At 61.5% G+C, this 24,753-nt stretch carries 24 protein-coding genes; 11 read left to right on the top strand and 13 right to left on the bottom strand.

The genetic code is table 11. The annotated features are described in order from the left end of the window. The first annotated feature begins 109 nt into the window (after positions 1-109). Positions 110-1,309, top strand: a complete 1,200-nt coding sequence (locus E9677_RS22980) for a CaiB/BaiF CoA transferase family protein (protein WP_136560391.1) — start codon at positions 110-112, stop codon at positions 1,307-1,309. Continuing rightward, positions 1,306-2,958 (top strand): thiamine pyrophosphate-binding protein, encoded by a 1,653-nt coding sequence (locus tag E9677_RS22975; RefSeq protein WP_136560390.1) that lies wholly within the window; start codon positions 1,306-1,308, stop codon positions 2,956-2,958. Before E9677_RS22980 ends, E9677_RS22975 begins: the two co-directional genes overlap by 4 nt. Before the next feature lie 76 nt (positions 2,959-3,034). Here the strand turns inward: E9677_RS22975 and E9677_RS22970 are convergent, their stop codons facing one another. From E9677_RS22970 to E9677_RS22955, 4 genes are all read right to left on the bottom strand, one after another. After that, a complete protein-coding gene (locus tag E9677_RS22970) occupies positions 3,035-3,376 on the bottom strand; it encodes a RidA family protein (protein ID WP_136560389.1) in 342 nt (113 codons plus the stop codon). Between the two features lie 82 nt (positions 3,377-3,458). Continuing rightward, on the bottom strand, positions 3,459-3,797 hold the full coding sequence (locus E9677_RS22965) for a TIGR01244 family sulfur transferase (RefSeq protein ID WP_136560388.1): 339 nt from the start codon (positions 3,795-3,797) through the stop codon (positions 3,459-3,461). 83 nt (positions 3,798-3,880) lie between these two features. Further along, complete coding sequence (locus E9677_RS22960) at positions 3,881-4,708, bottom strand: DUF4432 family protein (RefSeq protein WP_136560387.1); 828 nt, start codon at positions 4,706-4,708, stop codon at positions 3,881-3,883. After that, entirely contained in the window at positions 4,705-5,157 is a 453-nt protein-coding gene (locus tag E9677_RS22955; RefSeq protein ID WP_235883083.1) for a MarR family winged helix-turn-helix transcriptional regulator, read from the bottom strand. The genes E9677_RS22960 and E9677_RS22955 overlap by 4 nt, the downstream gene beginning before the upstream one ends. A gap of 188 nt (positions 5,158-5,345) precedes the next feature. Here E9677_RS22955 and E9677_RS22950 point away from each other — a divergent pair, with 188 nt between their 5' ends. After that, positions 5,346-6,701 carry a L,D-transpeptidase gene (locus E9677_RS22950; protein WP_136560386.1) on the top strand — a complete coding sequence of 452 codons (1,356 nt, stop codon included), beginning with the start codon at positions 5,346-5,348 and terminating at the stop codon, positions 6,699-6,701. 109 nt (positions 6,702-6,810) lie between these two features. Here the strand turns inward: E9677_RS22950 and E9677_RS22945 are convergent, their stop codons facing one another. The 9 genes from E9677_RS22945 to E9677_RS22905 all read right to left on the bottom strand — a co-directional run bounded on the left by E9677_RS22945 (position 6,811) and on the right by E9677_RS22905 (position 16,186). Then, positions 6,811-7,530: a ParA family protein gene (locus E9677_RS22945; protein ID WP_136560385.1), complete on the bottom strand. Its 720-nt coding sequence runs from the start codon at positions 7,528-7,530 to the stop codon at positions 6,811-6,813. 200 nt (positions 7,531-7,730) lie between these two features. Further along, positions 7,731-8,123 carry a hypothetical protein gene (locus E9677_RS22940; protein ID WP_136560384.1) on the bottom strand — a complete coding sequence of 131 codons (393 nt, stop codon included), beginning with the start codon at positions 8,121-8,123 and terminating at the stop codon, positions 7,731-7,733. 99 nt (positions 8,124-8,222) lie between these two features. Beyond that, entirely contained in the window at positions 8,223-9,368 is a 1,146-nt protein-coding gene (locus E9677_RS22935) for an iron-containing alcohol dehydrogenase (protein ID WP_136560383.1), read from the bottom strand. Next, on the bottom strand, positions 9,365-10,750 hold the full coding sequence (locus tag E9677_RS22930; protein ID WP_136560382.1) for an aldehyde dehydrogenase family protein: 1,386 nt from the start codon (positions 10,748-10,750) through the stop codon (positions 9,365-9,367). The genes E9677_RS22935 and E9677_RS22930 overlap by 4 nt, the downstream gene beginning before the upstream one ends. Before the next feature lie 104 nt (positions 10,751-10,854). After that, positions 10,855-12,222 (bottom strand): glutamine synthetase family protein, encoded by a 1,368-nt coding sequence (locus E9677_RS22925; protein WP_136560381.1) that lies wholly within the window; start codon positions 12,220-12,222, stop codon positions 10,855-10,857. A gap of 86 nt (positions 12,223-12,308) precedes the next feature. After that, positions 12,309-13,349 carry a TRAP transporter substrate-binding protein gene (locus E9677_RS22920; RefSeq protein WP_136560380.1) on the bottom strand — a complete coding sequence of 347 codons (1,041 nt, stop codon included), beginning with the start codon at positions 13,347-13,349 and terminating at the stop codon, positions 12,309-12,311. 105 nt (positions 13,350-13,454) lie between these two features. Continuing rightward, the gene (locus tag E9677_RS22915; RefSeq protein ID WP_136560379.1) at positions 13,455-14,804 is read right to left on the bottom strand and encodes a TRAP transporter large permease; all 1,350 of its coding nucleotides are present in this window, start codon (positions 14,802-14,804) and stop codon (positions 13,455-13,457) included. After that, positions 14,801-15,310: a TRAP transporter small permease subunit gene (locus E9677_RS22910; RefSeq protein WP_136560378.1), complete on the bottom strand. Its 510-nt coding sequence runs from the start codon at positions 15,308-15,310 to the stop codon at positions 14,801-14,803. The genes E9677_RS22915 and E9677_RS22910 overlap by 4 nt, the downstream gene beginning before the upstream one ends. Positions 15,311-15,415: 105 nt before the next feature. Beyond that, positions 15,416-16,186 (bottom strand): N-formylglutamate amidohydrolase, encoded by a 771-nt coding sequence (locus tag E9677_RS22905; RefSeq protein ID WP_136560377.1) that lies wholly within the window; start codon positions 16,184-16,186, stop codon positions 15,416-15,418. Positions 16,187-16,369: 183 nt separating this feature from the next. Between E9677_RS22905 and E9677_RS22900 the strand changes: the two genes are divergently transcribed. The 8 genes from E9677_RS22900 to E9677_RS22865 all read left to right on the top strand — a co-directional run bounded on the left by E9677_RS22900 (position 16,370) and on the right by E9677_RS22865 (position 24,642). Then, on the top strand, positions 16,370-17,239 hold the full coding sequence (locus E9677_RS22900; protein WP_408014773.1) for a MurR/RpiR family transcriptional regulator: 870 nt from the start codon (positions 16,370-16,372) through the stop codon (positions 17,237-17,239). Between the two features lie 174 nt (positions 17,240-17,413). Beyond that, the gene (locus tag E9677_RS22895; RefSeq protein WP_136560492.1) at positions 17,414-18,490 is read left to right on the top strand and encodes an ABC transporter substrate-binding protein; all 1,077 of its coding nucleotides are present in this window, start codon (positions 17,414-17,416) and stop codon (positions 18,488-18,490) included. 98 nt (positions 18,491-18,588) lie between these two features. Further along, positions 18,589-19,479, top strand: coding sequence for an ABC transporter permease (locus E9677_RS22890; protein WP_168801318.1), 891 nt, complete (start codon positions 18,589-18,591; stop codon positions 19,477-19,479). Then, a complete protein-coding gene (locus E9677_RS22885; RefSeq protein WP_136560374.1) occupies positions 19,476-20,258 on the top strand; it encodes an ABC transporter permease in 783 nt (260 codons plus the stop codon). The genes E9677_RS22890 and E9677_RS22885 overlap by 4 nt, the downstream gene beginning before the upstream one ends. A 12-nt stretch (positions 20,259-20,270) precedes the next feature. After that, positions 20,271-21,323: an ABC transporter ATP-binding protein gene (locus E9677_RS22880; protein WP_136560373.1), complete on the top strand. Its 1,053-nt coding sequence runs from the start codon at positions 20,271-20,273 to the stop codon at positions 21,321-21,323. Between the two features lie 74 nt (positions 21,324-21,397). Further along, positions 21,398-22,441 (top strand): zinc-dependent alcohol dehydrogenase family protein, encoded by a 1,044-nt coding sequence (locus tag E9677_RS22875; protein ID WP_136560372.1) that lies wholly within the window; start codon positions 21,398-21,400, stop codon positions 22,439-22,441. Between the two features lie 100 nt (positions 22,442-22,541). Continuing rightward, positions 22,542-23,699: an ABC transporter substrate-binding protein gene (locus E9677_RS22870; RefSeq protein WP_136560371.1), complete on the top strand. Its 1,158-nt coding sequence runs from the start codon at positions 22,542-22,544 to the stop codon at positions 23,697-23,699. Positions 23,700-23,772: 73 nt separating this feature from the next. Continuing rightward, positions 23,773-24,642 (top strand): protein phosphatase 2C domain-containing protein, encoded by an 870-nt coding sequence (locus E9677_RS22865; RefSeq protein ID WP_136560370.1) that lies wholly within the window; start codon positions 23,773-23,775, stop codon positions 24,640-24,642. The last annotated feature ends 111 nt before the right edge of the window (positions 24,643-24,753 follow it).

Below are 24,753 nucleotides of genomic sequence, written 5' to 3'. Positions count from 1 at the left end.
GCAGCCGGTGAAAGTGGGCGCTATAGCTCGCTCGACAGTAGTTCTTGTCATGGCAAGCGGTCCGCAAGGGCAATAATCGCGGGCCTGACGACAGGTCACAGGATCGCGCATGACCGCCAAACCCTCTGCCCCGCCCCCGCTCGCCGGCATCCGCGTGATCGAGCTTGCCCGGGTTCTCGCCGGTCCCTGGGCAGGCCAGATGCTGGGCGATCTGGGCGCCGACGTAATCAAGGTGGAAAATCCCGAAGGCGGCGACGACACCCGCGCCTGGGGTCCACCCTTCGTCGAGGGGGCCGATGGTGAGAACCTCTCGGCCGCCTATTACCATTCGACCAACCGCAACAAACGCTCGATCGCCGTCGACCTGAAGACGGCCGAGGGCCAGGAAACCGTCCGCCGTCTCTGCGTATCGGCCGATGTCGTCATCGAGAACTTCAAGCGCGGCGGCCTTGAGAAATACGGCCTCGACTACGAGAGCCTGAAGGCGATCAACCCGAAGCTGGTCTACTGCTCGATCACCGGTTTCGGCCAGAACGGCCCCTATGCCGATTTCGCCGGCTACGACTACATCGTCCAGGGCATGTCCGGCTTCATGTCGATCACCGGCGAGACGGGCGGCGAGCCGATGAAGGCTGGTGTCGCCATCGCCGACATCTTCACCGGCATCTATGCCGTGACCGCCATTCAGGCCGCGCTGATCCACGTCATGAAATCAGGCCAGGGCCAGTTCATCGACATGGCGCTGCTCGACGTGATGTCGGCGGTGCTTGCCAACCAGAACATGAACTACCTGATCTCAGGCAAGCCTCCGACCCGTCTCGGCAACGCCCATCCCAACATCAGCCCTTACGAGGTCGTACCTACCGCCGATGGCCACCTGATCCTCGCGGTCGGCAATGACGGCCAGTTCAGGCGTCTCTGCACCATCCTCGGTATTCCGACCGTTGCCGAAGACGAACGCTTCGCCACCAACAAGGCCCGTGTCGCCAACAAAGTCGAGGTCCGCCGCATCGTCACGGCAGAAACGGCAAAGTGGTCGAAACGCGATCTGCTGTCCGCCTGTGAGGCCAATGCCGTGCCGGCCGGACCGATCAACTCGATCGAGGAAATGTTCGCCGATCCTCAAGTCGAGGCACGTAGCATGAAGATCGACCTCACCGACGACAAGGGCACGGTCATCCCAAGCGTGCGCACGCCGATCGTGCTATCCGAAACACCCCTGCGCTACGAGCGCCCGAGCCCGCGCATCGGCGAGCACGCAGACGAAATTCTGGCCGAACTGGCCGAGCTGGAAAGGAAGACCCAATGAAGAGAACCGGCGGAGCCCTGATCGTCGAAGCCTTGAAGGCCAACGGCGTCGAACGCGTCTCCTGCGTTCCCGGCGAAAGCTATCTGGCTGTGCTCGACGCACTCAAGGACAGCGGCATCGAGACGCTGGTCTGCCGCCAGGAAGGCGGCGCCGCGATGATGGCCGATGCCTGGGGCCGCCTCACCGGCAAGCCCGGCATCTGCATGGTAACGCGTGGTCCCGGAGCCACTAACGCCTCTGCCGGCCTGCATGTCGCCAAGCAGGATTCGATTCCGATGATCCTCTTCATCGGCCAGATCGGTCGCGACATGAAGGAGCGCGAGGCCTTCCAGGAAGTCGAATACCGCCGCGCCTTCACCGAATTCGCCAAATGGGTCGGCGAGATCGACGACGCCCGCCGCATCCCGGAATTCGTCACCCGCGCCTTTGCGGTCGCAACGTCAGGCCGCCCCGGCCCCGTCGTGCTGACCCTGCCCGAGGACATGCTGCTCGACGAAGTCGATGCTCCGGTAGCGAAACCCTATACGCCCGTAGAGGCCCATCCCGGCCCAAGCCAGATCGCCGCCCTCGGCGAACTGCTGACGACCGCCAAGCGCCCGATGGTCGTTCTCGGCGGCACCCGCTGGAGCGAGACCTCGGTCGCCGGCATTCAGGCCTTCGCCGAAAAATTCAAGCTGCCGGTCGGCTGCTCGTTCCGCCGCCAGATGCTCTTCGACCACCTGCATCCGTCTTACGCTGGCGATGTCGGCATCGGCATCAATCCGGCGCTGGCAAAGGAAGTGAAGGAAGCGGATCTGTTGATCCTGCTCGGCGGCCGCTTCTCCGAAATGCCGTCCTCCTCCTACACGCTGATGGACATCCCCTACCCGGCGCAAAAGCTCGTCCATATCCATCCCGACCCGTCCGAGCTTGGCCGCGTCTACCGCGCCGACCTCGCGATCTGTGCAGCACCTGAGGAATTCGTCGCAGCACTCGCCTCTCTGGAGGCACCCGCCGCCCCTGTATGGGCCGAGCGCACAGAGGCCATGCACACCGCATACCTCGCCTGGTCGACCCCGCCAAAGTCGAGCCCCGGCCCGGTCCAGATGGGCGAGATCATGGAATGGATCGAAGCCAATACGCCGAAGGATGCGATCTTCACCAACGGTGCCGGCAACTATGCCACCTGGCTGCACCGCTTCCACCGCTTCCAGACCTTCAACACCCAGGCCGCCCCGACCTCCGGCTCGATGGGCTATGGCCTGCCAGCAGCAGTCGCCGCCAAACAGTTGTTCCCGCAGCGTGAGGTCGTCTGCTTTGCCGGTGACGGCTGCTTCATGATGCACGGCCAGGAATTCGCGACTGCAATCCGCCACAACCTGCCGATCATCACGCTCGTGATCAATAACGGCATCTATGGCACCATCCGCATGCATCAGGAGCGCGAATATCCGGGCCGCGTCAGCGCCACCGATCTGACGAACCCCGATTTCGCAGCTCTGGCCAACGCCTATGGCGGTCATGGTGAAACGGTGGAGAAGACGGAAGATTTCGCCCCCGCCTTCCTGCGGGCACGCGCGAGTGGCAAGCCTGCGATCATCGAGATCAAGCTCGACCCGGAAGCCATAACGCCGACGCGCACCTTGACTCAAATTCGCAACAACGCGTGACAGCCCCTTGAACAGAAACGAGAAAAGGCCGGGAGCGATCCCGGCCTTTTCGCATTCTAGACGTTGCCCTGAAAATTCAGATGGCAGCCGTGACGATGAACTCGACGAGATAGTCAGGCGTCGCGAGCGGCGCGCCGCTGGTGGCGCGGGCTGGCGGGTTGGCCGGATCGATCCAGCCTTCCCAGACGGCGTTCATTTCGGCGAAGGTCGACATGTCGGAGAGATAGATTATCGTCTGCAGGATCTTCGACTTGTCCGAACCGGCAGCGGCCAGCAGGCGGTCGACTTCGGCGAGCGCAGACTTCGACTGCTCAGCAACGGTCGAACCTTCGCCGACCTGGCCGGCCAGGTAGACGGTGTTGCCGTGGACGACGGCGCCGCTCATGCGCTTGCCGGGCTCGATACGCTTGATGCTCATGGGAATACTCCTGCTTGAGGCTGGTTTAGAAAACAGACGGGCCGGACGCGAAGGTCCGGCCATTGGGGAATGAAATGGGTGGTCAGCCGCGCTGACGTTGGGCGTGTTCGTAGGTGGCAGTCGAGCGCGCACCCGAGCGGCAATAGCCGAAAATCGGCCGCTCGAACTCTTCCAGCGCATCGACCATGTCGGCAACGGCGTCCGGGGTCACGCCCATGGGGCCGACCGGCACGTGCTTGATCTTGAGGCCGAGTTCTTCCGCCCGCTTGGCGACGGCTGCGAATTCTGGTTGGCCGAATTCCTCGCCATCGGGGCGATGGCAGACGATCGACTTGAAGCCGAGTGCCTTGATCTCGTCGACCTCGTCGACCGTGATCTGGCCGCTGACCGAATATTCCTCGTTGATCTGGCGGATGTTCATCGGGGCTCCTCGTCATTTCCGTGGGCCAAACATCTACGACGGGCATCCGTGAGCGTCAATCGCGGCGGCCTCGCCGTTCACATTCAGACGAAGGAAAACGCGAGCCCATAGTCGCGGCTTTCGCCCGGCTGCAAAATGTCGAATTCGCCGCCGGCCTCCAGCTCGGCACGACCGACCCAGCGATGCGAAACAGGTTCGATCCCGAGCACGTGGGCCGGCGCCTTCTGGTTTCGCCAGACCTGCAGATGCGGCAGCGTATCCGTCCGGAAACGCACTTTGAGCTGCTTTCCGCCAATCGCCGCCATCGGGCCAAGCCTCAACTCCGCCCAGCCACCATGCCCGGCCGGAACGCAGAAAATGTCGCCATCACCTTCGCCGAAGGCCCAGGCAAGCCCGCCACTTTCGAGCATGGCGCCTTCCAGGCGCGTATCGGCATCGAAGTGCTTCGCCCCGAGGTTCATGTGATACATGAGGAAGGTCGGAAAGGCAGTATCGCCGACATTGACCACCGTGTCGGCGAGCTGCACCTCGCCGCTCTCACCCTTGAGGCGCCACTGCCGTCGCAGCTGCGCCCTGCCCCCTGCAGAGAGATCCACATCGACGACCGCCCGTGCCACGAGATCATCTCCTTCGACCGTCAAGTCGATCGAATGGGCCGGATTGGCGGAGAAGGAACCATGCAACGGGTAAAAAGCGTCAGTCCCGGCAATCGGCTCGCGGTGGCGAATATGGTCCGGCCCGCAGGTGAAAAGGAAACCTTCGAGTGAATGGTCGATGCGCGGATCGCCGTCATCGGGGATGGCCCGCCCGGGAGCGAGATCGATGCCATCAACCACACAAGACCCGATATCGAACACCGAACCTTCGTCGAGAGATAGACGCGGTCCCTTGGGACCGGAAAACATGATCATGCAAGAGGTTCCTCGGCCTGCCGCTGCGGGGCTCGGAGGTGACCGATGGAGATGAGATCCTCGAGCCCGACGAGTCCACTGTCGAGCGAGGACAGATAGGCGATGTTCACGCTGCGCTCAAGCCAACGCTGAAAGGCCCCCGCCTCTCTGGCCAGTCGTTCGAACCGCTGCTGGCCATTCGATGTGAGCGACAACAGCTCGAATCGACGATCCGACCGGTCCTTCCGGCGCACCAGATAACCCTTGTCTTCCAGAACCTTCACGGCCCGGCTGATCTTGGTCTTGGAAAGGCCGGCATGTCCGGAGATCGCCTTTGCCGTTGTGGGACTGCGCTCCCCGAGCGACCAGAGAACTTGCCACTCCGACCACGACAACTCGTCTTCCGGTCCACAGAACTGCGTGAAGCCACTATCGACGCTCTCGGCCACACGCAGCAGCCTGAACGGCATGAACGCCTCCATCCTCAGTCGTTCTTGCATTCTTCCCCCTCGAACCGGTGATGCAACCTGGCATCGACGCCGGTTCTTCTCGTCCGCCCCCACAGCGAGTTAACCCAATTTTCATTATGAATTCACCTTTTCCACATTAGTGTCAAATTTCTCGCGTTTGTCGCCGATTCAGACGAGGAAACCGCATCGTGTTCGATTTCAGAAATTCTGGCCTTATACTGGCGGTTTTGACCGCCGCACCGCTTGCATTGGCGAGCCCCGCATGGGCGCAATCCGTCTATGACGATCGCAATTCGCACACGTTGCTGATCTCGCCGGAAGGTGAGATTCTCGACTATGTGCCGGAAGTTGGCGAAGTCGTGATCAGTCGTGACCGCATGGGCCGCACCGTTCTCATCGATCGGATGGGGAACCTCGTTGCGACCGAAATTCCGGCCGAGAGCTACTACCCGCCGCAGAACCGCGATGGCAATCGTGGATTGCCGGGCGTGTACGAACCCTATCAGGATCCTCAGCAAGCACCGCGCGGCTGGGACGACGACGTGACGACCGCCTCGATCCCCGATGCGATGCCGGGTGACCAGATCCCACTCGACCAGATGCCGCAGGACATGCCCTATGGCGGCCCTGATCTGCCACTGCCGGCAGACAACGCCCCTGCCCGCATCGTGACACCGGAGATCCCGGTGAAGAGCAACCTCTCGCGCTTGGAGATCACTGCCCTACAGGTTTTCCTCGACCGTGAAGGCATCTCACCGGGCGTCATCGATGGCAAGATGGGTCAAAACGTCAACAAGGCGATCGTCGCTTGGGAAGAGATGACGGGCGAAACACTCGACCCGAACAACGCCGATGACATCCTGGAGCGCCTGCGCCTCTCCGGTGGCCTCGCGATCAAGAGCTACACGATTACGGCAGGCGATGCTGCTGGACCCTTCGTCGCCTCGATCCCTGACGACTACGCCCACAAGGCACAGCTGCCGGCCTTGTCCTACACCTCGACAGTCGAAATGCTGGCCGAGCGTTTCCACATGGACGAGGCCTATTTGCGCGAACTCAATCCCGGCGTCGATTTCTCGATCCCCGGGACGATCATCAAGGTGGTCGAGCCGGGTCCGGTCAAGAAGGGCAATGTCGCCCGGATCGTCGCCAACAAGGGACTGAAACAGGTCTTCGCCTATGGCGAGGACGGCAGCCTCGTCGCCGCCTACCCGGCCAGCATCGGCTCTGCCGACACGCCGTCGCCGTCTGGCACTGTCACCATCGAGCGCATCGCGCTCGATCCGGGCTATACCTACAATCCGAAGGTCAACTTCCAGCAGGGCAACAACACGAAGGTCCTGCAGATCCCGCCGGGTCCCAACGGCCCGGTCGGCACCGTCTGGCTCGCCCTCTCGAAGCCCACCTACGGCATTCACGGCACCCCGGAACCGTCGAAGATCGGTCGAACCCAGAGCCATGGCTGCATTCGCCTGACCAACTGGGACGCGACTGAACTTGCCAAGATGGTCAAGGCCGGCGTGACGGTGGAATTTGTCGAGTGAGGCTTAGTACGAAGGCGCGTCCGCGCCGCGATCTACTCAGCATGTGAAAACAAAGAGACCGCCGGCAGCACCGGCGGTCTCTTTGTTTGAAGGCTGCGAGAGAGACTGCTCAGGCGGCTGAACGCACCAGCCGGAAGAGGCGGCGCGGCTCGCTGGAGCGGATGACCTTTACCGGCAGCAGGCGCATCACTTCCGAGGCGAAGGACTTCGCATTATCCTGGGCCTTGTCGAGATTGCTGATCTTCGCCGCATTCATCGAATACAGCGTGCCGCCACAGTCGAAGATTTCGCGATAGGCGCTGCGCTCGGCAATCGGCGTGTTGATGACGTTGACGCCGCGCGCGGCGAGCAGGCCCTTGATGGTCAGGAGTGCGCGCGTCGTCACCATGGAGGTGACACGGGTGAGGACGACCGAATGCGGGATGACCATATTGCCGGCCTCTTCCATCAACCTGATCAGGTCGAGGATCTGCGCCCCACCTTTGGCATCCATGGCACAGCCCTGAACCGGGATCATCACGTGGTCCGACAGGCCAATGGCCGTCGTCACCATGGCATCACGCGCCCCGGCGAGATCCATAACGATATAGTCGTTTGTGCGGGAAAGTTCGCGAATATGCCCCTGGACGGAAGCGATAGACACTTCGGAAACGACCTCGATATTCCGCTGCGGGCCCGAAATCTCGTACCACTGGGTAATCCAGCGCTGCGGATCGGCATCAAGGATGGCGACGCGATATCCCTGATGGGCCAGTTCGGTAGCAAGAAGAAGGGCTGCGGTGGTCTTGCCGGCACCGCCCTTGGCATTGGCAAAAGAAATGACTGGCATGCTTGATCCTTGGGAGGTCTGATCCGAGCGGCTCATCGCTCTAGGGCAACCTGCGTCATCGGCGCCACATGCAGTCACCATGGCCCAAACATGGTTAACAAATTGGAAACGCGCAACCGCCACACCTCCCCCATATTGGGGAGAAGAGACGGAAAAACCTAGCATATTCGCAGATAGGAATGCGCGAGATAATGCCTGGGTCAGCCGCGTTGCTGCGTGCAGGACCCGACATGTCGTGGTTCGACTCGGCCCGCCTTTAAGTCGGCCAACAAGGGGATGGACGGATCTGGACCGCCGATACCAGCCTCAAAGGTGGCACGGTCGATCTTCACCATGCGACCGCTTGCGAGAATGCTGACCAGCGTCTTCTTATCGACGACGGCAAGGCTCACTTTCGCCCTGCAGAATTGCTTGCCGTCCCTCCCTGAGAGTACCCAGCCCAGGGCGCCGGATTTACCCTGGCTCATCTTGCCGACGGCATAGCCTTTCTTCACGAGGCTCGAAAAGCTCTCCGCCGCCGCCGGGTCGGCTAAGAGTACGAGGACACTTCCGACGAAGCCGGCCAAGGCGACGGACAAGGATCGACGAAACATCAAGATGCTCCTGATCCAAAACGAAGGACTGAAAACAGCGCGCAACGAAGCGGGACCCCGCCTGGTCATGGCAGGGTCCCGAATGGTAGCGCGCTTCACTCAAAAGCAGTCGGCGAAGAGCTGCTTGGTGTTCTCGAGCGTCATCTTCACCGGATTGCCGCCGGCGCTCGGATCTTCGATCGCCATGGCGGAGAGTTCGTCGATCCGGTCGTTTGCGATGCCCATGGCCGTCAGGTTGGCCGGGACATTGAGTTCAGCCCGCAGTGCCAGAACATAATCATAGAAGCCGTCGAAACCGTCGGCGATGCCGAGATAGGCCGCCGCCCGCTCGATACGGTCTTCGATCACATGGCGGTTGAACTTCAGCACCGGCGGCATCACCACCGCATTCGTCATGCCGTGATGCGTGTTGTAAACGGCACCGATCGGGTGCGACAGCGCATGAATGGCGCCCAGCCCCTTCTGGAAGGCGGTTGCGCCCATGGCGGCAGCCGACATCATGTTCGTGCGGGCCTCAATGTCGGTGCCGTCCTTGTAGGCGCGCGGCAGGAATTCCTTGACCAGCCGCATGCCTTCGAGCGCAATGCCTTGGCTCATCGGATGATAGAAGGGCGAGGAATAGGCTTCCAGGCAATGGGCGAAGGCGTCCATGCCGGTGCCGGCCGTAATCATCTTCGGCATGCCGACGGTCAGTTCCGGATCGCAGATGACGACGCCGGGCAGGAATTTCGGATGGAAGATGATCTTCTTCACATGGGTTTCGGAGTTGGTGATAACAGAGGCGCGGCCGACCTCCGAACCGGTACCCGCCGTGGTCGGCACGGCGACGATCGGCGCGATCGCATCGGAATTCGCCCGCGTCCACCAGTCGCCGATATCCTCGAAGTCCCAGACCGGCCGGGTCTGGCCGGCCATGAACGCCACGCACTTGCCGAGATCGAGACCCGAGCCGCCGCCGAAGGCGACGACGCCGTCGTGACCGCCATCCTTGTAAGCCTTGATGCCGGCTTCCAGGTTCTTCTCGTTCGGGTTCGGATCGACATCGGCGAAGAGCGCACGGCCGAGACCGGCCTCTTCCAGCACCTCGAGCGCCGTCTGCGTGATCGCCATGGGCGCGAGGCCCCGGTCGGTGATCAACAGCGGCTTTTTCATGCCGAGCGATTTGCAGGCGTCCGCCAGTTCCTTGATCCGGCCACGTCCCATCTTGATGGCGGTGGGATAGCTCCAGTTGGCGACGATATTCATTTCGTGACTTTCTTCAGGTGGTAGGATTTCGGACGGGTGAGATTTTGGAAACCGAGCACGGAAAGCGACCCGCCCTTGCCGGTTTCCTTGACGCCGGTCCAGCAGAGTGCGGGGTCGAGATAGTCGGCGCGGTTCATGAAGACCGTGCCGGTCTCGATGTCACGGCCAATACGCGCGGCGCGCTCAGGATCCTGCGTCCAGAGCGAGGCGGTGAGGCCGTAGGGGCTGTCGTTCATCAGCCCGAGCGCCTCTTCATCGCTCTTCACCTTCATGATGCCGACGGCCGGACCAAAGGTCTCATCCTTCATGAAGGCCATGGAGTGATCGACGTTTGTGAGCACCTGCGGCATGATATAGGCGCCGCCATCGTCAGCCGGGAAGAGCTTGGGATCGACCAGCGCTTTGGCACCCTTCGACACGGCATCGGCGATCTGCTCGCGCACCACCTTGGCGAAACGCTTGTTGGCCATCGGCCCGAGTGTCGTTTCCGGATCGAGCGGATTGCCGAGCTTGTAATTCGACACCCACGCGACGGACTTCTCGACGAAGGCGTCGTAGAGGTTTTCATGCACATAGATGCGCTCGATGCCGCAGCAGCATTGGCCGGAATTATAGGTCGCGCCATCCATCAGCGTATCGACGGCGGCCTCCAGGTCGGCGTCCTCCATGACGTAACCCGGGTCCTTGCCGCCCAGCTCAAGACCGAGACCGGCAAACGTGCCGGCAGCGGCCCGCTCGATCGAACGCCCACCTTCGACCGAACCGGTGAAGTTGATGAAGTTAAAGTTCCCAGCAGCGATCAGCGCAGATGTCGTCTGGTGATCGAGGAAGAGGTTGACGAAGACATCATCCGGCACGCCGGCCTCGACAAAGGCGCGCACCATGCGCTCGCCGACCAGCAGTGTCTGGGTCGCATGCTTGATGACGACGGTGTTGCCGGCCATCAGCGCCGGGGCGATCGTGTTGATCGCGGTCATGTAGGGATAGTTCCACGGCGCGATGACGAAGACGACACCATGCGGCTCACGCTCGATGCGGCGCTCGAAATTGTTGCTGGCTTCCACGACCAGCGGCGCAAGCGCATCAGCGGCGATGGCCGCGACATAATTGGACCGCTCGTTGAAGCCCTTGTATTCGCCGCCATAGCGGATCGGCCGACCCATCATATGCGCCAGTTCCGGCACAACCTCATCCGACATCTCGTTCAGCCGGGCAACGCCCTTCAGCACGAGCTGCACACGCTCTTCGAGCGGCCGGCGCGCCCAGGCCTTCTGCGCCTTACGGGCACGACCGACGGCCTCGGTCGCCGCTTCCAGCGACATGGCAGGGCGTTCGGCGTAAACCGATCCATCGATCGGCGAAATGCATTGGATCATCGTCATGATCATCTTCCTGTTGTTCTAGAACGAGATGACAGCGGCCGCAGCGGCTGTCCTTGTTTCCACCCATACGCCGGGGATCGTGGCGGGCTCAAGGCCGCCTTTGGTCACGCCCGCTCGAACCCGCGCGCGACCTCCCAGTCGGTGATCCGGCGGTCGTATTCTTCCTGCTCCCACTCGGCGGCACGCACATAGTGATCGACGACGTCATCGCCAAAAGCGGCGCGCAGCATCTGCGACCCGCGAAGCGTTTCCGCAGCCGCCCGCAGCGTCCTCGGGATTTCGCGAGCCTCTTTTGCACCATAGGCATCACCTGAGAATTCTGGCTCCAGCGCCATCTTCTTCTCGATCCCGTCAATGCCGGCGGCCAGCAGGGCTGCCATGGCAAGATAGGGATTGAGATCGGAGCCACCGACGCGGCATTCCACGCGGATGCCCTTGCTCGCCTCGCCGCACAAGCGGTAGCCGGCGGTGCGGTTGTCCTTCGACCAGATTGCCTTGGTCGGCGCGAAGGTGCCGGCAACGAAGCGCTTGTAGGAGTTGATGTAGGGCGCCAGGAAATAGGTGAAATCGCTGGCATGGGCGAGGAGCCCGGCCATATAGTGCCGCATCAGCTCCGACATGCCATATTCGCCATCCTTGTCAAAGAACAGCGGCGTCTTGCCATCGGCGGACCACAGCGACTGGTGGATATGCGACGAAGAGCCTGCGGCATTGTAGTGCCACTTGGCGAGGAAGGTGATGGCCTTGCCCTTCGACCAGGCAATCTCCTTGCAGCCGTTCTTGATGATCACATGCCGGTCGGCCATCGTGAGCACGTCGGCATAGCGGACATTGATTTCTTCCTGGCCGGCAGAAGCCTCACCCTTGGAATTTTCGACCGGGATGCCGGCGCCCTGCAGCCCCTTGCGGATCGCCCGCATCACGTCCTCTTCCTTGGTCGTCTGGAAGATGTGGTAGTCCTCGTTATAGCCAGAAACCATTTTCAGGTCGCGATAGCCGGAAAGCCGCGCCTCGTCATAGGTCTGGTCAAAGAGGAAGAATTCGAGTTCGGTCGCCATAAAGGCCTTCATGCCCATGGCCTCAAGCCGGGCGACCTGCTTCTTCAGGATGGCGCGCGGCGAATGCGGCACTTCGGCATGGGTGGCGTGGTCGAGCATGTCGCAGAGAACCAGCGCCGTGCCTTCGAGCCAGGGGATCCGACGCAGCGTCGAAAGATCCGGCTTCATCGTATAGTCGCCGTAGCCTTTCTCCCAGCTGGTCGCCTTGTAGCCGGAGACGGTTTCCATCTCCATGTCGGTGGCAAGCAGATAGTTGCAGCTATGGGTTTCCTTCCAGGCGCTTTCAACGAAGAACTCGGCCTGGAAGCGCTTGCCCATCAAACGGCCCTGCATGTCCACCTGACACGCCAGAACCGTGTCGATGCGCCCTTCTGCGACGTCTTTTTTCAACTCTTCGAATGTGTACGTGCTCATCTCGGTGTTCCCAGGGCAGCGATTGGCTCATGCCGTCTTGTTATATGAAGGCGACCCGGCTTGAGCCGGATCGCCGTGTCGTGTGATCAGCCGTAACGGTAGGGCTTGCCGGCCTTTTCCATGTCGGCATTGTACTTCTTCAGGATCTCGACGACCTTGCCGGTACGTGGCGTCTGCTTGGCGACCTCTTCCCAGAAGACATGCGCCGCATCTTCGACGGTCTTCCATTCGGCATCCGGGATGCTGGTGAGCTCGAGACGACCGCCTTCGGCACGCAAACGGGCTTCGCCGCCCCAGTACCAGTGCAGGCGCTTATAGTGGGACGAATCCATGCACATCTGCCACAGCGTCTGCAGGTGCGGCGGGACCTCATTCCAGCGGTCGGCATTGGCAAAGAAGGAGCCAGCCCAGCCGCCGGAGACGTTGTTGGTCAGGAAGTACTTGGTGACATCAACCCAGCCGGAGGTGAAGACTTCCGTGATCCCCGACCAGGCGATCGCGTCGATTTCACCCGTCTGCATGGCAACCGGCACGTCTTCGAACGGGATGGTGACCGGTACGACACCGAACTGCGACAGGAACTGGCCCGCCGTCGGGAAGGTGAAGACGCGCAGACCCTTCAGATCGTCGAGCTTGGTGATCGGCTTGTTGGTCGCGAAGTTGCACGGGTCCCAGGCGCCGGCCGACAGCCACTTCACGCCGACTTCCGTATAGGCTTCGTCCCAGATCTCGGCGAGACCATATTCGTAAAACAGCGTCGGCACGTCGAGGCTGTAGCGCGAGGCGAACGGGAAGTAGCCACCGAACACCTTGATATCAACAGGCGAGTTCATCGAGTCGTCGTCCGACTGGACGGCGTCGATGGTGCCTGCCTGCATGGCGCGGAAGAGTTCGCCGGTCGGAACCAGCTGGTCGGCCGTGAAGAGCTGGATTTCCATCTCGCCATTGGCGGCCTTGTTGAAGGCGTCGACCGCTGGGCGAATGACGAACTCGGCAAGAGCAGCACCCGCATAGGTCTGCAGGCGCCAGGTGATCTTGGCATTCTGGGCTTTGACATAAGGTGCTGCCAGAACGGCGGGTGTCGCCATGGCGGCCGTCTTCAGGAATGAACGTCTGCTGTTGGTCATGTTGTTTCCCTCTGTTCTCTGGTTCTCTTGAAGCCCGCAGGACCTGAGGTCCGGCGGGTAGTCCTGGTGCCGGGCCCGTTTGCCGGGCCTCTTGTCATTCGAACGCTAACCTCTCACGTAGATCTGGCTCGGCAGCCATGTCGCGATCTGCGGGAAGATCATGATGATCACCATGCCGAGCATCATGATAAAGACGAACGGAACCACGGATCGATAGATGTCGATCAGCCTGATCTCGGGCGGCGCCATGGCCCGCATCAGGAACAGGTTATAGCCGAAGGGTGGGGTCATGTAGGCGATCTGGCAGGTCATGGTGTAGAGGACGCCGTACCAGATCAAGGCATTGTCGACCCCGAGATCGAGCTTTCCCACGAGCGGGATGTAGAGCGGTGCGACGATCACAAGCATGGCCGTATCGTCAAGGAAGGCGCCCATCACCAGGAACGACAGCTGCATCATGATCAGGATCTGCCAGGGGGTCAGACCGATGTCGTTGACCAGCAGGGTCTCGATTGCCCTGACGGCACCCAGCCCATCGAAGACGGCACCGAAGCAGAGAGCCGCAAGGATGATCCACATGAACATGCAGGAGATGCCGAGCGTCTGTTCCAGCACCCGGTTCCACACGGCCTTGGTCAGACGCCCCTTGTACCAGGCAGCAAAAAGCGCGCTGAGCGCCCCGACGGCAGAGCTCTCGACGAGGCTGGTGATGCCCATCAGGAACAGCCCCATCATCAGGAAGAAGATAAGGAAGGGCAGGATTCCCGCCTGCAGCAGCTTCAGCTTTTCGACCATCGGCATGTCACGCTCTTCCTTCGGAAGGGCTGGACCCAGCGCCGGATTGATACGGCAGCGGATGATGATGTAGATGCAGAACAACGCCGCGAGCAGAAGCCCTGGAAACACGCCTGCGAGCCAGAGCTGGCTGACCGGCTGTCGCGCTATCATGCCGTAGAGCACGAGCACCACGCTCGGTGGGACCAGAATGCCGAGCGAGCTGCCGGCCTGGATGACGCCCGACACCATGATCTTGTCGTAGCCGCGGCGCAGAAGCTCCGGAAGCGCGATCGAGGCACCGATCGCCATGCCGGCAACGGAGAGACCGTTCATCGCCGAGATCACCACCATCAAGCCGATCGTGCCGACGGCCAGACCGCCCGGCATGCCGCCGAACCAGACATGGAAAGCCTTGTAGAGATCTTCCGCGATGCCGGATTCCGACAGCATGTAGCCCATGTAGATAAACAGGGGCAGCGTCAGCAGCGGATACCACTTCATCAGCTTCATGCCGGCCGAGAAGCCCATTTCGAAGCCGCCATTACCCCAGAGCACGGCAGCAGCCACGACGCCGACGAAACCGATGGTCGCAAACACGCGCTGTCCGGTCAGCATCGACATCATCATCGACGAGAACATCAGGAGCGCGATCATTTCGTAGCTGAGGAACTCAGTCATGCAAGCGGCCTCCCCATGGCAATGGCAAGGTCCTTGATGAAGATCGAGGTCGCCTGCAAGAAGGTAAGCAGGATGCCGATCACCATGACGATCTTGACCGGAGCCATGTAGGGCGACCAGGAGGAGTAGCTGGTTTCACCGTATTCCAGCGCATAGGTCGTGCTCGACACCCCACCCCAGAGCAGGAAGAACAGATACACGAACAGCATCATGATTGTGATCACGTCGATCATCGCCTTGGTCTTCGGCGACCAGCGACCGTAGAGCAGGTCCATGCGCACATGGCTGTCGAGCTGTAGCGAATAGGCGCCACCCAGCAGGTAGTATCCCGCCATGACGAATTGCGCCATTTCGAGCGTCCAGCTCGCGGGCAGGAACATGGTCTTGGAGATGGACGAATAGAGCAGGATGCCCATCATGATGAAGACGCCATACATCACGATCCGGCCGACGCGGCGATTAAAGGCGTCGACGACGCGCACATAGGTCTGCAGGGCTTGCGGCATCAGGCCACCGCCGCCCCGGACCACATCCGCGGTCCTCGTCTCATGATCTCGTATGCCGGCATCCGTTCCCTCTTTTATGTTGGTTTGCCCAGCGGCTGAAAATATTTATGCGACCCTTTTGAGCGCTTCTGAAATCAAGTCCGCGAGATGGGAGGAGACGACCTCCACCTCAGCATCATCGCGAACGAGGTCGTTGCGAACCTCGATCATGACATTGGCGAAACCCTGCGGAAGTGCGTGCAGGCGAAGCGTGTGCGTGACGCCGTCCTCAGGGCCGTAAGGGGAATTTCGCTCGACACGGAAAGGACTGTCTGCGGCGGCATCCAGCATGGCATCGGCCAGGCGGCTGTCGGCATCGTGGAGGATACCGATCTCGACCTCCCGTGGATTGCCGAAATAGACCGGCGTGAACGTATGAATGGTCACGATGACCGGCCTCTGCCCCTCACCTTGAAGACGCGAGATCTCATCCGAGACACGGTCGTGAAAGGGAATGTAGAGCGCCGCCGTTCGGGCATAGCGCTCGGCAGGGCTCAGCTCGCGATTGCCGGGGATCTCGTAGACCTCGCTCTTTTCCGGCATCGCTGCTGGCGACTCTGGCGGACGATTGCAATCATAGATCAACCGCGAGAAGCGCTGATGCAGGAGCACCCCATCGAGCTTCTCTGAAAGGCTGCGGGCAATGGCAAGAGCGCCCGGATCCCAGGCGATGTGGCTCGACAAGGCCTCAGGCGACAGTCCAAGGTCACCTGCAGAGGCAGGCAGCAAGCGTGATGCGTGCTCGCAGACAAGTACGATCCCGCTGCCCGCCGTCGCATTCTCCAATGCCACCGCGTCACCGTCCGACGATGTCAGGATCCCCGACCTCAACAGCATGCTGCAAATTCCCCCGAGCCTCTTGGCCCTTTTCTTTCCGAAGAGAATTCTTCACAGCCAAGCGTCTGTCAATCCGCTTCTGAAAAATTCTCTTCAAAGGCCAGTTGACTCAATTGTGACAGCGAGGCTTAATCCTGAAAAAGCTGGCGCTAGACCGGCTTGAGGGGAGTCCATCGGTCCTTGATGAATGCGTCGACCACGGTGTCGGACGTGATCCATGCCCATTTCGATGGGCTGACGCGTGCCGAACGACAGCTGGCCGAGAGCCTGCTTCAGAACTACCCTGTCTCAGGACTGGGCAGCATCACAACCGTTGCCGAAAACGCCCGGGTCTCGACGCCGACCGTCGCTCGCATGGTTCAGAAGCTGGGCTACAAGGGCTATCCGGAATTCCAGGCACATCTCCACCAGGAGCTCGAGGCGACGATCTCCAACCCGATCGCCAAGCACGACCGCTGGGCCGCCAATGCGCCAAACCGCCATATTCTCAACCGCTTTGCCGAAGCGGTCATGGCCAATCTGCGAACCTCTTTGGGGGAACTCCGCACGGCGACCTTCGATGAAGCCGCCCGTCTGCTCGGTGATCGCCATCGCAGTGTCTATTTCGTCGGCGGACGCATCACCGGCGCGCTGGCCGAGTACTTCTTCACCCATATGCAGGTCATCCGCCCACGGACGACCCTGATGTCATCGAATGCCAGTTCCTGGCCCCAGCACGTCCTGAACATGCAGGATGGCGACGTTCTCGTGATCTTCGACATCAGGCGCTACGAGGCCGATCTTACCACTCTGGCCGAGGTCGCGCGTGCAAACGGCGTGCAGATCATCGTCTTCACGGACCAGTGGATGTCGCCGGTGGCACAGCATGCCCGTCACTGTTTCAAGCTTCATATCGAGGCACCGTCGGCATGGGACAGTTCCGTCGTGACGCTGTTCGTCGTGGAAGCCTTGATCGAAGCCGTTCAAAGCTCGTCCTGGGACGAGACCCGCGAACGCATGAATACCCTCGAAGGGCTGTTTGAACAGGCGCGCCTGTTCAGAAAGCCCCGCTGAGGAGCAACTGTCGACATGGAGGACCCGATACCGGAGACGGAACCAACAGCGCAGGACAAAGACAGCTGAACCCGTCAACCGTCATATAACGATAACACAGCGCACCTAAGTCAACCGCATCGCTGCCAACCTCAGAGGAGAACTACAGTGAACAATCTTCGCAAGATCCTGTCGATGACGACCGCCCTCGTCATGGCAAGCTCCGCCGTCGCCTATGCCGAGCCGAGCGCCGAGCTGATCGAAGCTGCCAAGAAAGAAGGCATGCTGACCACCATCGCCCTGCCCCACGACTGGTGCGGCTACGGCGCCGTGATTGACGGCTTCAAGAAGAAGTATCCGGAAATCACCGTCAACGAACTGAACCCCGACGCTGGTTCGGCTGACGAAGTCGAAGCCATCAAGGCGAACAAGGACAACAAGGGTCCGCAGGCCCCTGACGTCGTCGACGTCGGCCTCGCTTTCGGCCCGCAGATGAAGGCCGAAGGCCTGCTGCAGCCTTACAAGGTCTCGACCTGGGACGAGATCCCGGACAACGTCAAGGACGCCGAAGGCTACTGGTACGGCGACTATTACGGCGTCATGTCGCTCCTGGTGAACAAGGACCTCGTGACCAACACGCCGGCCGACTGGTCGGACCTGCTGAAGCCGGAATATGCCGGTCAGGTCGCTCTCGCAGGTGACCCGCGCGCCTCCAACCAGGCCATCCTCGGCGTTCTCGCCGCGGGCATGGCAAGCGGCGCTGCCGCTGGCAAGGATGCCGGCGACGCCGGTCTCAAGTACTTCGGCGAACTGAACAAGGCGGGCAACTTCGTTCCGGTTATCGGCAAGTCCGGTACGCTGGCACAGGGCGCAACCCCGATCGTCGTCATGTGGGACTACAACGCGCTGGCCGCCAAGGACACACTCGCCGGTAACCCGCCGGTCGAAGTCGTGGTTCCGACATCGGGCGTTCTCGCCGGCGTCTACGTTCAGGGCATCTCAGCTTACGCGCCGCACCCGAACGCTGCCAAGCTGTGGATGGAATACCTCTATTCCGACGAAGGTCAGCTCGGCTGGCTGAAGGGCTATTGCCACCCGGCCCGCTTCAACGCCATGGTCAAGGCAGGCAAGGTTCCTCAGGATCTGCTCGACGCTCTGCCGCCGGCTGAATCCTATGAAAAGGCATACTTCCCGACGCTGGAAGAAGTCGACGCCAACAAGGCCGCCGTCACGGCTGGCTGGGACAGCGTCGTCGGCGCCAACGTTCAGTAAGACCTGATCTCGAGGAGCCGCCCCGGTCTTTTACAAGGTCGGGGCGGCCCCTTCATTTTAAGAAGATCCGTGCCGACACGGACAGAGGGGCAGACGGAATGTCGACCGAAAATGTGAGCCCTGGCCTGCAGGTGCGGCCACGAATGAAACTACCGCTTCACTGGCTTGGGGTCCTGCCCTTTGCCGCCTTCGTGGTTCTCTTCCTGTTCATGCCCACGATGAAGATCGTCATCGGCGCCTTTCAGCGTCCGGATGGCTCCTTCACGCTGGCCAATATCGCCGGGCTCTTCACGCCATCCATCATGGCGGCCTACTGGATCTCCATCAAGATCAGCCTGGCCTCCGCCATTCTCGGCTGCCTTATCGGCTTTGGCGTCGCAGCAGCGGTGGTTCTCGGCGGCTTGCCGCAATGGATCCGCGGACCGCTTCTCACCTTTTCCGGTGTCGCGTCCAACTTTGCCGGCGTTCCCCTCGCCTTCGCCTTTCTCGCCACCCTCGGCCCGGTCGGCATGCTGACGGTATTCCTGAAGACGCAAATCGGCATCGACCTGCGTCTCCTCGGTTTCAACCTCCTGTCCTTCTGGGGCCTGACCATCACCTATCTCTTCTTCCAGATCCCGCTGATGGTGTTGATCATCACCCCGGCACTCGACGGACTGAAGCGCGAATGGCGTGAGGCAGCCTCGATCCTCGGCGCGACCAACACGCAGTACTGGCGCCTCGTCGCCTTCCCGATCCTGCTGCCGTCGATTCTCGGCACCATAGCCCTGCTCTTCGCAAATGCGTTCGGCGCTGTCGCAACCGCGATCGCACTGACCGGCTCTTCGCTGAATATCGTCCCGATCCTGCTCTTCGCCCAGATCCGCGGCGACGTGCTCGGCGATCCCCATCTGGGCTACGCGCTCGCCTTCGGCATGATCGTCGTTACCGGGCTTGCCAATGGTCTCTACATCTGGATGCGCGCCCGCAGCGAAAGGTGGATGAAATGAAACGTTTCTGGGCTTGGGCCGCGCTGATATTCGGTCTCCTCTACTTCATCCTGCCGCTGATCGGCATGACGAACTTCTCGCTCAAAATGCGCCGCGGCGAGTATTCCTTCGACGCCTATGCCAAGGTTCTGGCGGATCCGCGTTTCCAGGAAACCTTCAGCTACTCCGTCACGATGGCGCTCACGACCATCATCTTCGGCGTATTCCTGATCGTGCCGACGGCCTATTGGGTGCGCCTCAAGATGCCGGGTCTTCGCCCCTACATCGAGTTCATCACCCTGCTGCCGCTCGTCATCCCGGCCATTGTCGTCGTGTTCGGCTATATCCGCCTATACAACACCTCGAGCTGGCTGCCGCTGACGGGCTCATCGGCCGGGACGAACATGCTCCTGATGTTCGGCTACGCGACACTCGGACTGCCCTACATGTACCGCGCAGTCGACACAGGCTTGAGAACAATCGACGTGACAACGCTGACGGAAGCCGCACAGAGCCTCGGCGCCGGCTGGGCCACAATCATCGGTCGGATCATTCTGCCAAACGTCTCTGTCGCCGTCATGTCGGGCGCCTTCGTGACCTTCGCCATCGTCATGGGCGAATTCACCATGGCCGCCCTTCTGAACAAGCCGGCCTTCGGTCCCTACATGCAGCTGCTCGGCGCCAACCGCGCCTATGAGCCGGCGGCCCTTGCCGTGATCGCCTTCGGCATCACCTGGGCATGCCTCGGCCTGATGCAGCTCGTCTCCCGCCTCCAGAAAACAGCCCCCCGCCAGGCCTGAGGAATTCTCTTTATGACCTTTCTGACACTGTCACATCTCAAGAAATCCTTCGGCGCCACCCAGGTCGTGCACGACTTCAACATGGCGATCGACAAGGGCGAGTTCATCTCGTTTCTCGGCCCCTCCGGCTGCGGCAAGACCACCGTGCTGCGCATGGTGGCCGGTTTTGAGACCCCGTCGGCCGGCTCCATCGTGGTTGATGGCAAGGACCAGACAAACCTCAAGCCGAACCAGCGCAATATCGGCATGGTCTTCCAGGCCTATGCGCTGTTTCCCAACATGAACGTCTTCGACAACGTCGCCTTCGGCCTGAAGATCGCCGGCCAGCCCAAGGCCGACATCGAGAAGCGCGTCAAGGAAATGCTGGCGCTCATCCATCTCGATCACCTCGCCGAGCGCTACCCCTATCAGCTCTCGGGCGGCCAGCAGCAGCGCGTCGCACTCGCCCGTGCATTGGCACCCAAGCCGCAGGTCCTGCTGCTCGACGAACCTCTCTCGGCGCTCGACGCCAAGATCCGCGTGTCGCTGCGCGAAGAAATTCGGCAGATCCAGCAGAAGCTCGGCATTACCACCGTCTTCGTCACCCATGACCAGGAGGAGGCGCTGTCGATCTCCGACCGGATCGTGGTTATGAATGCCGGCAAGGCAGACCAGATCGGCACCCCCTTCGAGATCTACAACCGCCCCACGACCCGCTTCGTTGCATCCTTCGTCGGCACGCTCAACGTACTGGACGCCGTCGTCACCGACCAGAGCGCCGGCATCGTCCGGATCGGCGAAAAGACTTTGGCCATCAAGGAGGCGATCCCCGCCACCAATGGCGCGACGATCCAGCTTGCCATGCGTCCGGAAGCCGGCACACTGGCCGGCACCGACGAAGCGACCGTACTGGGACAGGTCACGTCCAGCCAGTTCCTGGGCTCCGTCATCCGCACCCGCATCGCCGTCGAGGGCAAGACGCTCTCCTTCGACACCTTCAACGATCCCGGCATCAAGCCGCCGGTCGTCGGCGATACCGTCGGAATGAAGATCGATCCGTCCGCCTTGATCCTGCTTGCCGACTGAGGCAAACCACTACGAACGGAAAGAGTGTCCCAATGCCGCCCTCCGGGCGGCATTGGGGTCTGTGGAGGAAGTCCATGCGTGCAATGTATTACGAACAGTTCGGAGCAGCACCGGAAATCCGGACCCTGCCCGATCCGACCCCTACGAATTCCGGGGTTGTCGTCTCCGTCAAGGCGACGGGCCTCTGCCGCAGCGACTGGCATGGCTGGATGGGCCACGACCCCGACATCAAGCTGCCACATGTGCCCGGCCATGAACTGGCCGGCACGATCTCAGCCGTCGGACGCGACGTGCGTCGCTTCAAGCTCGGCGACCGCGTCACGGTGCCCTTCGTCTCCGGCTGTGGTCACTGCATGGAATGCCGCTCCGGCAATCAGCAGGTCTGCGAGGAGCAGTTCCAGCCGGGCTTCACCCATTGGGGTTCCTTCGCCGAATATGTCGCGATCGAATATGCCGACCAGAACCTCGTACATTTGCCGGACGAGATCAGCTACGAGACGGCTGCCAGCCTCGGCTGCCGCTTTGCCACCTCCTTCCGCGCCGTCGTCGACCAGGGCCGGCTGCAGGGCGGCGAATGGCTCGCGGTCCATGGCTGCGGCGGCGTCGGGCTGTCTGCGATCATGATCGGCGCGGCCCTCGGTGCCAATGTCGTCGCCATCGACATCGCCGAAGACAAACTGGCCCTGGCCAGGGAACTCGGCGCGACAGTTGCCATCGACAGTCGCTCGGTCGCGGATGTATCGGAAGCGGTGCGGGAGGTAACGGGCGGTGGTGCCCACGTCTCCGTCGACGCCCTTGGCCATCCACAAACCTGCTGCAATTCGATCCTCAATCTGCGCCGCCGAGGCCGCCATGTGCAGGTCGGCCTGATGCTTGCCGATCATGCAACACCGGCGATCCCGATGGCACGTGTCATCGCCCATGAACTCGAGATCTATGGCAGCCATGGCATGCAGTCCTGGCGCTATGACGCCATGCTGCGCATGATCCTCTCCGGCAAGCTCTCGCCGGACCGCCTGATCGGCCGGCGGATCACGCTGACGGACGCAGCCCCTGCGCTGGCGACCATGGACAGTTTCCGGGAAAACGGCATCACCATCATCGACCGGATGATCTGAACGTCCGCAGGCATGCAGGATTCATCTTAGGGTGTAATAGCGTTAACTCGTTTGTGCTGAAATACGGCTGCACGAAACCGGCAACGGATCGAGGGCAGCTATGGCCGACAAGAAAACATCTCCGGAGATCGATGCCAACGGTTTCATGGCCGAATACATGCGGCTGAAGCGCGGCTCGGTGACGCGTCGGCATTTCCTGGCCGTGACGGGCCTCGGCGCTGCGGCCCTCATGATCGGCGGGACCCGGCGCACGAGCGTTGCAACTTCCGAAGGTTCGCCGCTCGGGAAGAAGGTCACGCTTGCGACATGGCCGAACTATCACGATCCGCAGACCTTCGAGGACTTCACCGCGCACTACGGCGTGGAAGTCGAAGTGTCGATCATCGGCTCCAACGAAGGCATGATGAGAGCTCTGGAAAGCGGTCGCGTCTGGGACATCATCGTGCCGACCCAATATGCCATCGCGCCCTATTTCCAGCGCGACATGCTGGAACCTCTCGATCTCCGCCGCCTGCCGAATTTCGATCTCAATTCCCATGCCGACCGTTTTCTGAAACCGGGCGTCAGGGCGGGCGCGATCTATGGCGTGCCGAAGAATGCCGGCACAACCGGCATTGCCTACAACACCCAACACCTCGCTCCCGTCGAAAGCTGGCGTGATTTCTTCGATCGGGCGATGGGCGATGCCTCGGGCAAGACCATCCTCCACGACTACCAGCTGACAGCGATCGGTGGCGCGCTGGTCGCCCTCGGATACGGCTTCAATTCGCTCGATCCGACAGAGCTCGAAAAGGCCGGGGAACTCCTGATGCAGGTCAGGCCCCATCTTCTGGCCATCGACAGCGATTATCAGCCGGCCATGCGCACTGGCGAAGCCTGGCTCACCATGTGCTGGAGCAATGACGCCTCGCAGATGCACCGCGACGTTCCGGAAATCGCCTTCGACATCGCAACCGATGGCGGAGAGATCTGGACGGATTATTACGCGATCCCTGCAAGCGCTGAAAACAAACCGGCGGCCCATGCTTTGATCAACCACCTTCTCCATCCGGAGATCGCCGCCCGTGAACATCTGGTCCATGGGGGAACGGCCACCGACAGCCGCGTTCGCGCGCTTCTGCCGAAGGAGATCCTCGCGAACCGGATCACCTATCCCGACGAGGCAAAACTGACGGCGCTCGAATTCGGCCTCGCCGTGGCCCTGACCGATCCCAAACGCGCCGAGATCATGAACCGCTTTCGCGCCGCCCGCGGCTGACGCGAACCTTCTGCCATGCTAGGCACGGAACGCGCCGGAGCCCTCCGGCACAGCGTTTCAGCACGAGGCCCCCATGCCGCAGATCTCCATCATCGACACGATCTCTGACCCCGGCAAGCAAGGTCGGGCGAACGAGGACCGTCTCGGCTACAACAGAGACGCAGCTTTCGTCATCGATGGCGCAACGGGCCTCGGCGACCGCCAATTCATGGAGGGCTATGGTTCGGACGCTGCCTGGATCGCCGAATTCGCGGCTATCCGTTTCGAGCAGAGGCTCGACCGCGAGGCCGACCCGGCGACGGTGCTGCGACATGTCTCCGAGGAAGCCCGCGACGCCTTCATCGCAACGGCCGGCGACCAGCCGCGCTACGCCTGGCCGCTCTGCAGTCTCACCGCCCTGCAGGCAACCGAAGCCGGCTTCCGCTGGTTCGGCCTCGGCGACAGCTGCCTTTACATCCTGCATGACGACGGCCAATCCGATTTCGTCATCCCCATCCCCGGCGCCTATGAATGGGAGCAGCATCGGGCGGCCCAGCACATCGCCCGCGTCGGTGGCATCGGCGCGGCAGGCGTCGCCAATGACGATCCGCAAACGCTCGAAGACCTCCGCCGTGGTCGCGCGCTGCAGAACACAGAGGGTGGGGCCACTTGGACATTCGGCGTCGTTCCGGAAGCGGCCGATCACTTGGCTATGGTCGACGTACCTGTCCATGGCAGCGGCGCGAAGGCCCTGCTCTGCTCAGATGGCTTGGCTGATCTGGTTGCCCTCTACAAGCTCTACGACCCCGCCACACTGATCCAGCGCGCGGCGACGGCTGGGCTGAAGTCCCTGGTGACGGAACTTCGGCATATGGAGCGAGAGGTCGATCCGGATGGGTTGAAATACCCGCGCTACAAGCAGAGCGACGACACGACTGCAATCCTGCTGAGGCTGGAGGCGTAAAGGCATTTAGGAATCTGCCTCAATAACTTGTCGCCAAATTTTGAATCGGATTGCGAGCAAGTTCACGCGATCTATCAGCCCCTCATCCGCCCTTCGGGCACCTTCTCCCCG

This window comes from Peteryoungia rhizophila (assembly GCF_004912145.1).
GTDB classification, from domain to species: domain Bacteria; phylum Pseudomonadota; class Alphaproteobacteria; order Rhizobiales; family Rhizobiaceae; genus Allorhizobium; species Allorhizobium rhizophilum.
Note: the sequence above shows the minus strand (reverse complement) of the source record. Positions and strands in the feature narration are given on the sequence as shown.